The 13,729-nt window shown below is 41.7% G+C and carries 15 protein-coding genes and 1 tRNA gene; 9 read left to right on the forward strand and 7 right to left on the reverse strand.

From position 1 onward, the window contains the following. Window positions 1–17: 17 nt before the first annotated feature. The 3 genes from BUW93_RS12730 to hutI are packed head-to-tail and all read right to left on the reverse strand — an operon-like array spanning window position 18 to window position 2,621. Window positions 18–383, reverse strand: coding sequence for a DUF1622 domain-containing protein (locus BUW93_RS12730; protein ID WP_081212113.1), 366 nt, complete (start codon window positions 381–383; stop codon window positions 18–20). Next, the gene (locus BUW93_RS12735; protein WP_081212114.1) at window positions 373–1,383 is read right to left on the reverse strand and encodes a formimidoylglutamase; all 1,011 of its coding nucleotides are present in this window, start codon (window positions 1,381–1,383) and stop codon (window positions 373–375) included. Before BUW93_RS12735 ends, BUW93_RS12730 begins: the two co-directional genes overlap by 11 nt. Next, the gene (gene hutI / locus BUW93_RS12740) at window positions 1,383–2,621 is read right to left on the reverse strand and encodes an imidazolonepropionase (protein WP_081212115.1); all 1,239 of its coding nucleotides are present in this window, start codon (window positions 2,619–2,621) and stop codon (window positions 1,383–1,385) included. The genes BUW93_RS12735 and hutI overlap by 1 nt, the downstream gene beginning before the upstream one ends. 124 nt (window positions 2,622–2,745) lie before the next feature. Between hutI and BUW93_RS12745 the strand changes: the two genes are divergently transcribed. The 4 genes from BUW93_RS12745 to BUW93_RS12760 all read left to right on the forward strand — a co-directional run bounded on the left by BUW93_RS12745 (window position 2,746) and on the right by BUW93_RS12760 (window position 5,731). Continuing rightward, window positions 2,746–3,900: a trans-sulfuration enzyme family protein gene (locus BUW93_RS12745; protein ID WP_081212116.1), complete on the forward strand. Its 1,155-nt coding sequence runs from the start codon at window positions 2,746–2,748 to the stop codon at window positions 3,898–3,900. A 96-nt stretch (window positions 3,901–3,996) separates the two neighbouring features. Then, window positions 3,997–4,713, forward strand: coding sequence for a bacillithiol biosynthesis deacetylase BshB1 (bshB1, locus tag BUW93_RS12750; RefSeq protein ID WP_081212117.1), 717 nt, complete (start codon window positions 3,997–3,999; stop codon window positions 4,711–4,713). 75 nt (window positions 4,714–4,788) lie between these two features. Beyond that, window positions 4,789–4,864, forward strand: a tRNA-His gene (locus tag BUW93_RS12755). A 435-nt stretch (window positions 4,865–5,299) separates the two neighbouring features. Next, window positions 5,300–5,731, forward strand: a complete 432-nt coding sequence (locus BUW93_RS12760; RefSeq protein ID WP_081212118.1) for a hypothetical protein — start codon at window positions 5,300–5,302, stop codon at window positions 5,729–5,731. Between the two features lie 5 nt (window positions 5,732–5,736). On the opposite strand, the gene BUW93_RS12765 is transcribed toward BUW93_RS12760, so the two are convergent. Then, window positions 5,737–6,168 (reverse strand): hypothetical protein, encoded by a 432-nt coding sequence (locus tag BUW93_RS12765; RefSeq protein WP_157893326.1) that lies wholly within the window; start codon window positions 6,166–6,168, stop codon window positions 5,737–5,739. Window positions 6,169–6,393: 225 nt separating this feature from the next. On the opposite strand from BUW93_RS12765, the gene BUW93_RS12770 reads away from it, so the two are divergent. Next, window positions 6,394–6,642, forward strand: a complete 249-nt coding sequence (locus tag BUW93_RS12770) for a DUF7218 family protein (protein WP_081212120.1) — start codon at window positions 6,394–6,396, stop codon at window positions 6,640–6,642. 275 nt (window positions 6,643–6,917) lie between these two features. Further along, window positions 6,918–8,276 (forward strand): MATE family efflux transporter, encoded by a 1,359-nt coding sequence (locus BUW93_RS12775; protein WP_232778361.1) that lies wholly within the window; start codon window positions 6,918–6,920, stop codon window positions 8,274–8,276. 69 nt (window positions 8,277–8,345) lie between these two features. Here the strand turns inward: BUW93_RS12775 and BUW93_RS12780 are convergent, their stop codons facing one another. Together BUW93_RS12780 and BUW93_RS12785 are read right to left on the reverse strand one after the other, a co-directional pair. Beyond that, window positions 8,346–8,939, reverse strand: coding sequence for a hypothetical protein (locus tag BUW93_RS12780; RefSeq protein ID WP_081212122.1), 594 nt, complete (start codon window positions 8,937–8,939; stop codon window positions 8,346–8,348). Between the two features lie 85 nt (window positions 8,940–9,024). After that, window positions 9,025–9,993: a DUF438 domain-containing protein gene (locus BUW93_RS12785; RefSeq protein WP_081212123.1), complete on the reverse strand. Its 969-nt coding sequence runs from the start codon at window positions 9,991–9,993 to the stop codon at window positions 9,025–9,027. A gap of 172 nt (window positions 9,994–10,165) precedes the next feature. Here BUW93_RS12785 and BUW93_RS12795 point away from each other — a divergent pair, with 172 nt between their 5' ends. The 3 genes from BUW93_RS12795 to BUW93_RS12810 all read left to right on the forward strand — a co-directional run bounded on the left by BUW93_RS12795 (window position 10,166) and on the right by BUW93_RS12810 (window position 12,817). Further along, window positions 10,166–11,401: a peptidase U32 family protein gene (locus tag BUW93_RS12795; RefSeq protein ID WP_081212125.1), complete on the forward strand. Its 1,236-nt coding sequence runs from the start codon at window positions 10,166–10,168 to the stop codon at window positions 11,399–11,401. Then, window positions 11,401–11,631: a ferredoxin gene (locus BUW93_RS12800; protein ID WP_081212126.1), complete on the forward strand. Its 231-nt coding sequence runs from the start codon at window positions 11,401–11,403 to the stop codon at window positions 11,629–11,631. Before BUW93_RS12795 ends, BUW93_RS12800 begins: the two co-directional genes overlap by 1 nt. A 550-nt stretch (window positions 11,632–12,181) precedes the next feature. Further along, window positions 12,182–12,817: a LuxR C-terminal-related transcriptional regulator gene (locus BUW93_RS12810; protein WP_081212128.1), complete on the forward strand. Its 636-nt coding sequence runs from the start codon at window positions 12,182–12,184 to the stop codon at window positions 12,815–12,817. Between the two features lie 76 nt (window positions 12,818–12,893). On the opposite strand, the gene BUW93_RS12815 is transcribed toward BUW93_RS12810, so the two are convergent. Next, complete coding sequence (locus tag BUW93_RS12815) at window positions 12,894–13,454, reverse strand: hypothetical protein (RefSeq protein WP_081212129.1); 561 nt, start codon at window positions 13,452–13,454, stop codon at window positions 12,894–12,896. Between the last annotated feature and the right edge of the window lie 275 nt (window positions 13,455–13,729).

The raw sequence follows: 13,729 nt of genomic DNA on the forward strand, positions 1-13,729 counted from the left end.
GAAAGTGGCCGGAGGTTTTACTTCTGGCCTGTAGTTCTTTTATTTTTTTGGTTCCAGGGCCATTTTCCTTCTATTTCTACCTCCAGGGTAAAGCTTAAAAAGGTTCTAATCAGGATGATGAGTCCCAGTTTAAGAATTTGCTCCATTTGCACATCGTAGACCACAGTGGCGATAATATCGGCGGCAATCAGCACCTCTAACCCAAGTAGGATGGCACGGCCTAATTCCTCCCGAATCTTTTGAAAGCTTCTAATATTTTCGCCCTGAAGCTTAAAAGCAAACCGGCCCAGGGCAAGAAATGTCCCGATAACCATTACCAGGATCCCTACCACTTCTATAACCCGCGCAGTTATCTCAATAAGTTCTTTTACATTATCTTCCATGGGCAGCTTTCATAAAATCTGTTATAAAAAACGAAAGTGCTTTTCCTACCTGGCCGGCGCTAGCAGTAGTGGGAGCTGCTTCGCATACATGTAGATAGCTACACTCTGGTAAACGTGCAGCAAGGCTTATGAAATGTCTCACTTGCTCCATGCTAAAACCGGAGGGCGTTTGGGCACTTGCGGGAAAATTCTTGATTACATCGCAGTCCAGTTCCAAGCCGAACTCTTCATCCCGAACAAATTCCAGACTGTCCAAAAAGGCTGAATGGAGTTCTTCGGAAGACAGATCCATCAATTCCTCGAAGAGCCTGTATTCCGTATTCTCTGAAGGCTTGATCTCATTGAAAATATACTGCGGGGTGTAATTTTGTGCCAGCCCAAAGATTGTATACCTACCTAAGAGGTCTTCTTTTCTGGCAAAGCTGAAACCATTTCCGCTGTGTCGGTGCTCCAGTTTGCGTAAATCGGTATGAGCATCGATATTAAGCACATTGAGTGCTTTTCCGAAGGCCCTTGAACTGCCATTTATATTAGCATATGCATTATTGTGCCCACCTCCAATAATAAGCGGAATCTTTCCTGCTGAAACTATGGATTGCACCAGTGCACTTACTTTCTGATCTATGATCGCTGTTAGGTCTCCCAGTTTAGGCAAATAATTAGGGTCTTCCTCATCGATATTTCCCGCTTTTTTCATTTCGGCAGTACAATCAATATGCCCCAGCAGGATAAGAGATTCGGGATTCGTAAATTCATTATGTTGAATATTCAAAAGGGAATTCAGGCAGGCTTCCCAGGCCTTTGAAGCTCCGGGTTTTCCATGGTTGGCACGAATCCCGATATCTTCCGGAATCCCGAAGATCACAAATTTCGCAGGATGCTCTTTAAGTTCTTCTAATTTATTGATGAATTCGATCTTTTCTCCGAATTTGGTTTCGCCATCCCTGGGAGCGATCAGCTTCTCGACTGTTTTGAAATTATAGAGCTTCAGGCCTTCCATTATTTCACTTTTTTACCGTTAATAAATACATAATCTATGGAGTTTGTCCCAAAGGCATAGGGAAGGAAAGCATAGGAAGGAATTTCTTTCGTTAGGATAATATTGGCCTTTTTTCCTTTAGTGATGCTGCCGTGGGTCTCGCTGAGATCCATGGCATAAGCTCCGTTGATAGTCGCTGCATTAATAGCCTCTTCCGGGGTCATTTTCATCTTGATACAGGCCAGAGAAACTACAAGGTTCATATTCCCGCTTGGCGTGCTGCCGGGGTTAAAATCGGTTGCCAGGGCCAGGGGCAATCCCGCCTCCAGGATCTCACGGGCGGGCGTGTAAGGAATGCTTAAATACAGGGAACAGGTGGGAAGGGCCACCGGCATAGTGGCCGTGTTTTTAAGGCTTTCAATATCTTCGGGGCGCATTACCTCCAGGTGATCTACGCTCAGGGCTTCGTGTTCTACCCCGGCCTGAATTCCACCTATGGCGTGAAATTGGTTGACATGAATCTTAGGTTTCATGCCGTATGCTTTTGCTGCTGAAAGCAGGCGGTGAGTGTCTTCTACCGTAAAATATCCCTGCTCGCAGAAGATATCTATATATTCTGCCAGTTTTTCTTTAGCGACCTCTGGCAGGATTTCATTTATGACTTTATCTATGTATGCCGCAGTATTCCCTTTATATTCCTTCGGAAGGGCGTGAGCACCCAGAAAGGTTGACTTAATTGGGATAGGATAATTTTCTTTCAGTTTTTTTATCACCCGCAGCATTTTAAGCTCGCCTTCTTTGGTGAGCCCGTAACCCGATTTTATTTCCACCGCGCCGGTACCCAGGCTCATTACTTCTTCCAGGCGTTGTGCCGATTGCCGGTACACCTCCTCCTCGGAAGTCTCCTGCAGGGTTTTAGCCGAATTAAGGATACCGCCTCCGCGATTGGCAATCTCTTCATAACTGAGTCCGTTAATGCGATCTACGAATTCCTGCTCCCGGTTTCCGGCGTAGACAATATGCGTATGCGAGTCGCACCAGGAGGGCAAAACGATCTTTCCCTGTGCATTAATAGTTTCATCAGCCTTGATTTCCGGGAGATCTTCCATTTTTCCGAAGTCGGATATTTTATCATCTTCAATTAGCAACCAGGCATTTTTAATTGTGGGCAACTCCTTCATTTCCTCTCCAGAGAGCTTTTCTACAGCAGTTTCCCTTACCTGTAAGAGTTCTTTTATATCAGTGAACAGTAATTTCATTTTCTCTTGTGTTTTGGCATATAAAGATATAAAACGGGGAAGAAAAATAAAGGAAATGCTAGTAAACTATGGGCTTATGTTTATTTTAGAGGAAATTTTGAGGAATTAATCCAAAGACATATATATGGCAAAAAAAACTCACGGAATTAATACTACTTGTATTCATGCCGGCGAACTGGAGGATAAAGAATTTAAAGGGGCGGTTTCTCCCTTGTATATGGCCACTTCTTACGCTTTTGAAGACGTAGAGGTGAAACGTTACCCAAGATATTTCAATACCCCAAACCAGGTGGCTCTGGCTAAAAAGATGGCCGCCCTGGAACACGGCGAGGCAGCTCTGATCTTTGGCAGCGGAATGGCTGCAGTGAGCACTGCCCTGATGGCTTTTTTGCATAAAGGAGATCACGTAGTATTACAGCATACCTTGTATGGCGGAACCAGCAACCTGGTAACCGAAGAGTTTGATAAATTTGGGATAGAATACAGTTTTACCGAAGATTCAAAGCCTTCCTCTTTCGAGGTGGAAATCAAACCGAATACCAGGGTGATTTATATCGAAACTCCATCCAATCCGCTGCTCACAGTCACCGATATCAAAGCCATAGCCGAAATTTCTAAAACCCATGGCCTGGTGAGTATGATCGACAATACTTTTGCCTCTCCAGTTAACCAAAATCCTATAGATCTGGGAATAGATGTCGTCATCCATTCGGCAACAAAATATATGGGCGGGCATAGCGATATCCTTGCCGGTACGGTGATCTCTACCGAAGAAAATATAGATACCGTCTTTCAGCTGGCTAAGAATTTTGGTGGGAGCCTCAGCGATTATACCGTATGGCTTTTGGAGCGTAGCCTTAAAACGATGGGAATTCGGGTAAGAGCTCAGAATGAAAATGCCCTGGAACTGGCGAGATTTCTCGAAAAACAACGCGATGTGGCCCAGGTTTACTATCCCGGCTTGGAATCTCATCCCGATCACGAGCTGGCCAAACAGCAGATGCGTGGTTTTGGAGGGATGATGTCTTTTGAACTTCGGGAAGGCCTGGATGCCGGTTTGTTTCAGAAGGAATTAAAACTGATTAAATCTTCCATGAGCCTTGCGGGTGTGGAATCAACGATCCTTTCCCCGGCTAAAACCAGCCACGGACTCCTTTCCGAAGAAGAAAGAGAAAAACAGGGGATAAGGGATGGGCTGTTAAGGTTTTCGGTTGGAATAGAAGAAAAGGAAGACCTAATGGAGGATCTGGAGCAAGCCTTAGAAAAAATAAGAAATTAGAAGTACGACCTGTGAATTTCTGCCCCGAAACTGCTGGGGGGAAGGAAGGGATAAAAATTAGATTTCCGGCTTCACGGAAATAACAAATTGAATATTATGAAGTTAGATATATTAGCTGTCGGGTCCCATCCCGACGATGTGGAACTGAGTTGTTCCGGGACCATCGCCAAAGAGGTAGACCTCGGAAAGAAAGTGGGTATATTGGATCTTACCCGCGGCGAACTGGGCACCAGAGGTACTGCCGAGACCCGGGATGAAGAAGCGAAGGCTGCAGCCGAAATTCTTGGGGTAGTAATGCGTCACAACCTGGAGTTTAGCGATGGTTTTTTTCAGAACAATACCTCGCACCAATTGGAGATCATAAAGATACTTAGACAATACCGGCCGGAGATCGTGCTTTGTAATGCCATTAACGACAGGCATATAGATCATGGGAAAGGGGCTAAACTGGTTAGCGATGCTTGTTTTCTTAGCGGGCTGCGCAAAATAGAAACCATTAATAATGGGGAGAGTCAGCCGGCCTGGCGACCTAAGCACGTATATCATTACATCCAGTGGAAGAACCTGGAACCCGATTTTGTGGTAGATATTACGGGATATATGGATAAAAAGCTGGACTCCGTTCTGGCTTACAAGACCCAGTTTTACGATCAAAATTCAGATGAACCTCAAACTCCTATTTCCAGTTCCAATTTTTTAGATAGTATAACTTATCGGGCTCGTGACCTGGGCAGATTGATCAATACCGAACACGCTGAGGGATTTACGGCTGAACGCTACCCTGCGGTAGATTCAATTTTTGATTTGATCTGATTTTTTCCTTCTGAAATTGATTTTTTTCTTTGGGAAATAGTAGAAATAAATTACATTTGCAACCGCAATTAAAATGGTGGTTGTAGCTCAGCTGGTTAGAGCGCCGGATTGTGGTTCCGGAGGTCGCCGGTTCGAAACCGGTCTTCCACCCCTTTATTGAGCCCTTCAGAAATGAAGGGCTTTTTTATTTCTTAATTTTTATGAGACCAGACCCATTGAGAAACCTGTTTCTATAGGAATCTGTCCCTTAAGGAATTAAGAGGTTTTTCAGGTCCTTTCCCGACAAAACGAAAGTTCTATCGATTAAAAGATTCTACACTTAATGAATTGATAATAAAAGAGTTAAAAACGTTAAATCCATTGATATTGCATTCCTTTAATGCTAAATTTATGTAGTAAGTGATTTAAAATTAAGAGGTTATTTCTGTTTTTGCTCTTGCGCAAAAAATGCTTTTTCTCAGGTAGGATCAAAAATAATAACAGAATTGACTTCTTAGATCTAACCAATCAAAGACTCCCGGGCCCGTAGGAGGCTATCTGGCCCGGGATTTTCTTTTGTCTTAAAATAATCTGGTATTTGGTATCTATGAAGAAAAAACAATTCCTTCTCCTTATATTTTTTGGTTTATTACTTTATCCTCTTTACCAGGCATATGGAGTCTTAAATTTATTTTCATCAGTAGAGAACCCCGGAGAAATAAGAGCGAATATCGTAACTTATCAATTAAGCATCTGGCTAAGTTGGGTAGGAATGATGGTGGTTTCTGTATATTATAAATGGAGGCAAAGAGATAATTTCTTCTTTAAAATCACCTATTTTTTTCTTGTTTTCACTTTTGGTGCCTTTGGATATTTTACCCAACATGCGCATAATGTGTTCGGGAATTCTTCCCGCTTTAGTGATTCTTATACCCTGGGTGCTTTTACTACACTTCAAAATTTGCTTGTGGCTGTAGTCCTAACCATTTTTCTACAAATAGCCGTAAGTCTCTTTCAAACCAAGTGGCACCGTCGTTGAAATAACTATATAACGTACTTATTCATTGTTTTTAAGCTTTCCAGGAGTTGCCTCATTTGTTGCCGGTGCTCCAGCAGGGTTGCCCTGATTTCACCTACGGTAGTTTTTGCCAGAGCTTCCTGGCAGAGTTTATAAGAGGTTAATTCCATCTTAAGACAAACCGCTTCTATTTTTTCTTTACCAGCCTCGGGCATAAACTTTCTGGATTCATTCAAAGCTTTTACCTCATTTGCCGGATCTTTCTTTTCATATCGTTTTAGGTGACGCTCAATATTATGATTAAAACTTCTCTTCTGCCGGATTAATTGAGACAACAGGCTTTTTAAAAAAAGTCTTTTTTCCCGTTCCAAAATTTTCCGGTAAAATAGTTCCAGGTTTTTATTCAATAAATAGAGTTCCCTTAATCTTCTTATTGAGTCTTTTATGTTGGATTTCATAGCCATTAATATATGATTTAAAAAACGTGTAAAAGAAAAGGGGCTCTATTTATAAGATAAACAATTTCGGTTGGAAAACTTTCAGTTTTAACTTAATTCTAAGTAAATATTAGGATTATAAAATACTGTTAATAAGGGAAGTGTTTAGAAAATCCTTGGAAAACTTTAACCTTCCCGGGAGTCCAATTTTCTTAACTTTAAAATAGAATTTTAAAATTTTGAATTATGGCTAAAGATCATGGACCCAGTATTAAGAATGATGAGCAATATGAAGAACTTCGGGAAGAGGGAATGAACAAGAAAAAGGCCGCCCGGATCGCTAACGATCCTAAATCCGGTAAAAAGGGTGGAAAAGCCGATGAATATGAAGAGCGTACGAAAGAAGAACTTTATGAACAGGCTAAAAAGGTGGGCATTGAAGGCCGGAGTGATATGACCAAAGATGAACTTATTAAAGCTCTTAGAAATTCCTGAACACTTTTTCTTTAATTGTAGGAAAATTCATTAACTTAGTTAGACGAACTTCCGAAGCCCCCCATAGGATGTCTTCGGGAGAAGGGAGCCTCTTTACTTTTGTAGTGAAGAGGTTTTTTTATTTTCTGAGACTATTTCTGCGGTCTGGTCACGACAGGTTTTTATAAAGTATCCTTAAAATATTTTTTTCTGGGGTTTTGCAGACCCGGCTTTATCGATATTTTCCTTACTTGCAGCCTTAAACTATTTCCAACTCCGTGGCTAAAAAAAGACAGGTGAAATTTACTGAAGGTAAGATCCTCCATTCCCTGCTGGGATTGGCCTGGCCTATTATTCTAGCCAATATCCTTCAAACTGCCTATCAGCTTATAGATACTTTTTGGCTTGGGCGTATAGGCGCCGATGCTGTGGCTGCGGTAAGTATCAGTTTTCCTATTCTTTTTCTAATCCTTAGCCTGGGTGCAGGCTTAACCCTGGCAGGTACGGTGATCGTCTCCCAGTATAAAGGTGCCGAAAATCAATGGCAGGTAAATTACAGTAGTTCTCAAACTGTTTTTGTGATTTTCTTTATCTCGGTACTTCTGGCGGTTGTAGGATACTTTTTGGCAGCCCCATTGATGAAACTGATAGGGGCGGGCCCTGAAATACTGGAGGATTCGGTAAGTTATTTCCAGGTTTCTTCCTGGGGGTTCATCTTCCTGTTCATGTTTTATGTTTTCCAGTCCTTAATGCGCGGCATAGGCAACGTGCTTCTGCCCATGTATATTGTTTTAGCTACTGTTTTCCTGAATCTGGTTTTGGATCCCTTGTTCATATTCGGCTATGGTCCCATTCCCGGGTATGGGGTTGCCGGCGCTGCTGTTGCAAGTATTGTGACCCAGGGGCTCTCTGCCCTTACCGGACTTATAATCTTGTTTCGAGGAAAAATGGGTATTAGAATTAGTTTCAGCGAGATGAAATTTGATCTCCCCTGGACCCGGCGAATGTTTAATATAGGTATTCCTTCCAGTATGGAAATGTCTACCCGCGCTGCAGGAATGACGGTACTTATAATGTTGGTGACGAGTTTTGGAAGTGAGGTTGTAGCAGCCTATGGAATTGGTAGCCGCATTTTGAGCCTTATCGTTGTTCCCGCCCTGGGCTTTGCCATGGCTACCACCACCCTGGTGGGACAAAATATAGGGGCCGGAAAGATAAAAAGAGCCGAGCAGATCGGGAACCTGAGTACCAAAATTGCATTTTTCGGACTAACAGCTGTTGGCCTTGTGCTTTTTGCTTTCGCTGAACCGGTAACAGCTTTCTTTGTGCCCGAGGATCCCGAAGTAATAAGGGATGGTTCTTTGTTTATTAAAATAATGGCACCAAGTTTTGGGCTGCTAGGGGTCCAGCAGGTTTTGAACGGAGTCTTTAACGGGGCGGGTTTTACAAAAGCTTCCCTGCTAATTTCTGTTTTTGCCCTTTGGATTATAAGGTTTCCCACGGCCTTCGTGCTTTCCAATAACACTGGCCTGGGATTTGAAGGGATTTGGTGGGCGTTCCCTATCTCAAACTTGCTGGCGGCAGTTGTAGCCTTTATTTATTATAAAATGGGTTACTGGAAACTAAGGACTATCCGATACCGGCACAGGAAATAGTCGGCGAACCTTTTGCGGAATCCCCTAAAAAAAATCCCGAAACTTCCAGATTCCGGGATTTTATAATTTTTACTGTTTAGGCGGGGTGATCATGATGTGCGCCCGGTGTGTTCCCGGGTCCATAAGCCATGGCATTCCGGGAAGACCTGGCTTATCCGGAAGTCCGGTTTCTTCGGTGGTAGCATAGGGCATATAAATCACATAGCGTATGTGCGAATCTTTTAATTCCCCGGTTTCTTTGTTGTAGTTCTCATCATCGCCGCTTAGAATATAAGTCATACTGGGAGAATCAGGAAGTTTCAGGTCGCCGGCTTCTGCTTCTTTGCGTCGTGTTTCCCTTATTTCCATCATTTCCTTTCCTTCTGCCCGTAATTGTCTTCCCCTGGCCATAAACGGATCCAACTTTTTAGAATAGCAGGATACGCTTATTCCTTTCCGGTTGGGGTCGTCGGCGAGACAAACGAGATTATTTGTGCCTTCTCTTAACACCACCATTTTTCCTGAATCGTCATAACCGTAAACCATGGCACCATCCCTGTCTTCTTCGGGTGCTGCAAGAGTTGCTGTTTTGATTTGAATTTCTTTTGGCAGGATTTCTCCCTCCTGTGCTATAGCTTCAAAGCTTAAAAAGCTTAAAAGTCCGATGAAAAATATTGCTCTCATAGTGATTGGTTTTTACCGAAAAATATTTCGGATTACTGATTCAGCTAAAGATAATAAATTTCAAACAGAAACAGATTTTCTAAAACTAATCCCAGTCCAGTAACCTGTTTTCTCCTTCAATTTTTTTAATGTCTGTAATATCCTGAGACATTTCAATCACTCCTTTGTATTTTTTCTCAGCATCCCTTACCGCGAAATAACGTATGTATATAAGCCGGCCTTTAAAGTTGATCCAGAATGAAGCTTCATTTTTGGTACCCTTTCTGAATTCCTCCAGGATCTTCAGCACAGTTCCCACACTTTTTGGCGGGTGGCAAAATCTTACCTCTCTTCCTATAATTCCCGCACTTCTCGGGAAAACTCTTTCTTCTCCACGATTGTAGAAGATTACCTTATCGTTTTCATCAACATAGGTAATATCCAGGGGCATGGTTTTTAACAGCAAGTTAACCTGTTCAACACTCATATAACCTTCATCGTAGTGAGATTTGTTTTCCAGACTAAAAGTGAGCTCTCTTTTGGTAGTATCCTTACTTGGGTGAATGTATTCCTCCTCCTTCGGAAAAGCAACCGGGGGGTGAGCTAACATCCAACCGATCTCCTCTTCTCCTTTGCGCACCTCTATCCAGTCTTTTTCTGAAAGTATTTCCAGTGCATTTGGAAAAAGCACATCTTCTTCTATCAGAAGCAATCGATGGATTCCGCTGGTTAAAAACCTGGCATCAGCAACAACATTTTTAAACTCTTTGTTTGTTATCTTTTTCCGCAGTAACCTAAACTGTTCCCTGAGATTATCGTGAAAAGACCACATTCCCTGGCTGGGGCCATTCCATCCCTTTTGTTCCAGAAAAGGGAATAACTGGTTCTCTTTTCGTTCAAAGCGTCTTTCAATGCTTTGTAACTGGTTAAAGATATTATAGTATTTCTGGGTTTCTTCAGCAGGATTGGTTTCCTCCAATTCTCCCAGTAATATTTGAATGAGTTCTTTTTCCTCAAAATAAATCTTTACCGGATGCCCTTCCGGAAGGGTACTTATATCTAAGCTTGCATTCATAGTCTTTATTTTAAGACAAAGAAAAGGCGCAGAAATGTGTTAAAATATGACCCTAATCACAATGAGAAAATGGGATTTTTATTTTTTTTGCAGTGTTTTTCAACCGAAGCGATTTGGAAGGGAAATTATTTCCTTAAATCAGGAATTGAAGTTATCACTAAACAGATATTGAATGAAGACAAAGATGGAACTTATGGCTCCAGCGGGAAATTTTGAATCCCTGCAGGCAGCTCTTGACAATGGTGCCGATTCGGTTTATTTTGGAGTAGATCAGCTTAATATGAGAGCGAGAGCCTCAATAAATTTCACGATGGACGACCTGCCGGAAATTACCCGTAGGTGTGAAATGAAAAATGTGAGGACCTACCTTACCCTCAATACCATCATTTACGACCACGACCTTTCCCTTATTAAAACGCTTTTGAACAAAGCAAAAGAGGCCGGGATCACTGCTGTGATCGCTTCAGACCAGGCGGTGATCGCTTCCGCCAGGGAAATTGGAATAGCAGTTCATATCTCAACCCAGCTTAATGTCACCAATATCGAAACGGTAAAATTCTACAGCCTTTTTGCGGAAACTATGGTGCTTTCCCGTGAGTTAAGTCTGCGGCAGGTAAAAAAGATTACCGAACAGATCGAAAAAGAACAGATTAAAGGGCCCTCCGGCGAACTGGTAAAGATCGAGATTTTTGGTCACGGGGCCTTATGTATGGCGGTATCCGGAAAATGTTATTTGAGTTTACATTCCGATAACTCCTCTGCAAACCGTGGTGCCTGTAAACAGAATTGTAGGAAGAAATATACAGTTATAGATCAGGAAACAGGTTTCGAGATCGAGATTGATAACGAGTATATGATGTCGCCAAAAGATCTTTGTACCCTGGATTTTCTTGATCAGGTAATGGATGCCGGTATTCAAATACTTAAAATTGAAGGCCGTGGCCGTGCTCCTGAATATGTAGCGACAGTAACCCGGGTATATCGGGAAGCTATAGATGCGCTTTATGAAGGTACTTTTACCTCGGAAAAAGTGAAAACCTGGATGGAAGAGCTGGCAACTGTTTATAACCGCGGATTTTGGAGTGGTTACTACCTGGGCCAGAAACTAGGGGAGTGGAGTAAGACCTCCGGCTCTCAAGCCACACAGAAAAAGGTGTATGTGGGGAAAGGGGTGCATTATTTCCCCAAAGCCGGAATTGCTGAATTTAAAATTGAAGCTTATGACATTAAGAAGGGAGATAAACTCCTGGTCACGGGCCCAACCACCGGCGCAAAGGAACTTCAGCTGGATGAATTTTTTGTGGATGAAGTTAGTGCCGAAAAAGCCACCAAAGGGGATTCCTGTACTATTAAGCTTCCTTTCAGGATAAGACTTTCAGATAAACTTTATAAAATGGTAGAGGCCTGATGATCATAATTACCCTGCAACGCCAAAAGTGTATTGGTTGTAATTACTGTGTTGAACTTGCCCCGGGCCAGTTCCAGATGTCCAAAAAGGACGGGAAATCGGTGCTTTTGAGAGCTAAAGACAATAAAGGCTTTCACACCCTGAAATCTCCCGATTATAGTATCCTGGAACCAGCTGAAGCAGCTGCAGGTGCCTGTCCCGTGAAGATCATTAAAGTGAAAGAGGTCTGAAATCCTCCGGCATTGAAAAATGGTTTGGAGCCACTGTTCTTAAGGCTGAAGCATCTGGTTATTCTGAATAAAACACTTTTTTTATTTAAAAGCGTTGATTTCCAGTTTTTACCTCCAGATTATTAATTTAAATAATAGGGGAAAACCCTTATAATTTATTAAAAATCAATGCGTTGAGGGTTTTGTGGTGAATTATAAATTGATTAAATTTATAGGCCCGCCGAATTTTTCTCCCCGGATATTTTTTTAACCTGAGTCTTATGGAAAAGTGGTGCCAGATATATGCTCTTCCTGTTATTCTTAAACCTGAAGGAAGGTGTAAGAAAAGGCATTTCCTGTTAACTAACCACCTTTATACCAGGCTGGGTTCTTTCAAAAGTATTATACTTTATTACGTGCTGGAAAATTATTTCGCACTTCCAATGCCAATTCCCGTCCCCGGCGGATGTTTTTATACCCTGCCAATCTCTAGACTGAATAACTTCAGTCTTAAAGAGTTTTCCTCAAAAGCCTTTATACCCGCAAACTTTAGGTTTTAAACTTTTTAATTATGCAATCGAGACTTTTGTTGTTTGAAAATGATAAAAAGCTTCGGGAATCGCTTAAAGCGGTTCTTGAAAGTGGAGGGGAGTATGTGGTTTCAGGAGCATACGAAAATGTAACGGATATCGATTCTATCCTTAGACTTGAGAAACCGGATATGGTTATCCTTGACGCCGAAATGCCAGAAGGCATTGCTGCGATCTCTATAATTAAAAAGATAAGTCCTGAAAGCCTTATTCTTATATATACCAATGTTTTAGATGAGGTGAAACTATTTAAATGCTTTTGCAGGGGTGCTAACGGTTTCCTTCTTAAAGATGTCTCACTAATAGAGGTATACGAAGGGGTGGATGAACTTAGAAACGGTGGAGCACCCATGTCTCCTGCCGTAGCAAGACTTGTGCTTGAATCCTTTAGGAAACCTTCTAAAAATAATGATGAAAATTACAATCTTACCGACAGGGAAATAGAGGTGCTTAAACTTCTTATCAAGGGACATAGTGTGAAACGAATCGCCAGCGAATTGAATATGGCTTTTGAGACCTCCCGGTCTCATCTAAGGAACATCTATCAGAAACTAAATGTACACTGTGGCAAGGAAGCTATCGCCAAGGTCTTTACAGAGAAAATAAACCTGAGATAGTGGTTTGAATAGGTTGCTGTTGGGGATTGGTATGTGAGGACAAAAAAAAGGGAGCTTTAAGCTCCCTTTTTCTGGATCATTTCTCTCTTTCAATCTCCGCGAGTCTTCCGTCTGCGGCCTGTTGTTCAATTTTAATGGTTTGACTGCGATTACCGTTAACCAGCTTAATTTTATAAAAAGCTTTATCGATTTTCTCGCCGGTGCCATACGCTACATATTTATTACCTACGGCTGCCCAACCTTTATGATCGCGGTAGAGGTCTGCCATTATTTTTCTGGAGAGTACAACATCCCTAAAGGACTGGTTGTGTCTTTTTAACTCTCCGTCATCATCGAACTCAGCGTTCAAAGATCCTTTGGAAGTTCTGAAACTAACACGGTAGGAATCATATTCCTTATCGAATTGATCGATTAAGTTCCATACATTGAAATTATTCATCATAAACCCTAAAGGATTTTGCATAAATTCTCCAGTGTATTCCTCCTTTACCTTAAAGGTTAATTCATCAACATTTCCAGTAAGTTTTTCAGAAATCGGGTTTAAAGTTACCCTGGCTTCTTCAAGTTCGGTAATTTCCTGCGATTGTGCTGTTGCAATAAAACAAATCAGCAACGAATAAAAAATTAAATTTTTCATAACAATAATATTTAGTGATTAATAATTACATTTTAAATCGTCAAATACGTGTTATGGGGAACTTTAGACTTCTGAATTTTGGGATTCATAGTCTTTTGAATTGATCCGGGAGGATAGGTTTCCGGATAATTCCTTCCAGAGAGCTGAAGGGTTTAGCTTCTGTGTACTTGTAATTTCTTATATGTAAAAGTAGGTGAAAAGAGCACTGCCCGCAATCCCTTTTTAGGGTGAAAATTTACCGGAATTATTAGCCAAAAACCTTATAAAGAGAGAAA

Origin of the sequence: Salegentibacter sediminis (genome assembly GCF_002078605.1) — a bacterium.
Lineage (GTDB): Bacteria > Bacteroidota > Bacteroidia > Flavobacteriales > Flavobacteriaceae > Salegentibacter > Salegentibacter sediminis.

What these genes read in the sequence shown, in the direction of transcription:
- BUW93_RS12730 (WP_081212113.1), bottom strand. Translation starts at nt 383, where the DNA reads ATGGAAGATAATGTAAAAGAACTTATTGAGATAACTGCGCGGGTTATA.
- BUW93_RS12735 (WP_081212114.1), bottom strand. Translation starts at nt 1,383, where the DNA reads ATGGAAGGCCTGAAGCTCTATAATTTCAAAACAGTCGAGAAGCTGATC.
- hutI (WP_081212115.1), bottom strand. Translation starts at nt 2,621, where the DNA reads ATGAAATTACTGTTCACTGATATAAAAGAACTCTTACAGGTAAGGGAA.
- BUW93_RS12745 (WP_081212116.1), top strand. Translation starts at nt 2,746, where the DNA reads ATGGCAAAAAAAACTCACGGAATTAATACTACTTGTATTCATGCCGGC.
- bshB1 (WP_081212117.1), top strand. Translation starts at nt 3,997, where the DNA reads ATGAAGTTAGATATATTAGCTGTCGGGTCCCATCCCGACGATGTGGAA.
- BUW93_RS12760 (WP_081212118.1), top strand. Translation starts at nt 5,300, where the DNA reads ATGAAGAAAAAACAATTCCTTCTCCTTATATTTTTTGGTTTATTACTT.
- BUW93_RS12765 (WP_157893326.1), bottom strand. Translation starts at nt 6,168, where the DNA reads ATGAAATCCAACATAAAAGACTCAATAAGAAGATTAAGGGAACTCTAT.
- BUW93_RS12770 (WP_081212120.1), top strand. Translation starts at nt 6,394, where the DNA reads ATGGCTAAAGATCATGGACCCAGTATTAAGAATGATGAGCAATATGAA.
- BUW93_RS12780 (WP_081212122.1), bottom strand. Translation starts at nt 8,939, where the DNA reads ATGAGAGCAATATTTTTCATCGGACTTTTAAGCTTTTTAAGCTTTGAA.
- BUW93_RS12785 (WP_081212123.1), bottom strand. Translation starts at nt 9,993, where the DNA reads ATGAATGCAAGCTTAGATATAAGTACCCTTCCGGAAGGGCATCCGGTA.
- BUW93_RS12795 (WP_081212125.1), top strand. Translation starts at nt 10,166, where the DNA reads ATGAAGACAAAGATGGAACTTATGGCTCCAGCGGGAAATTTTGAATCC.
- BUW93_RS12800 (WP_081212126.1), top strand. Translation starts at nt 11,401, where the DNA reads ATGATCATAATTACCCTGCAACGCCAAAAGTGTATTGGTTGTAATTAC.
- BUW93_RS12810 (WP_081212128.1), top strand. Translation starts at nt 12,182, where the DNA reads ATGCAATCGAGACTTTTGTTGTTTGAAAATGATAAAAAGCTTCGGGAA.
- BUW93_RS12815 (WP_081212129.1), bottom strand. Translation starts at nt 13,454, where the DNA reads ATGAAAAATTTAATTTTTTATTCGTTGCTGATTTGTTTTATTGCAACA.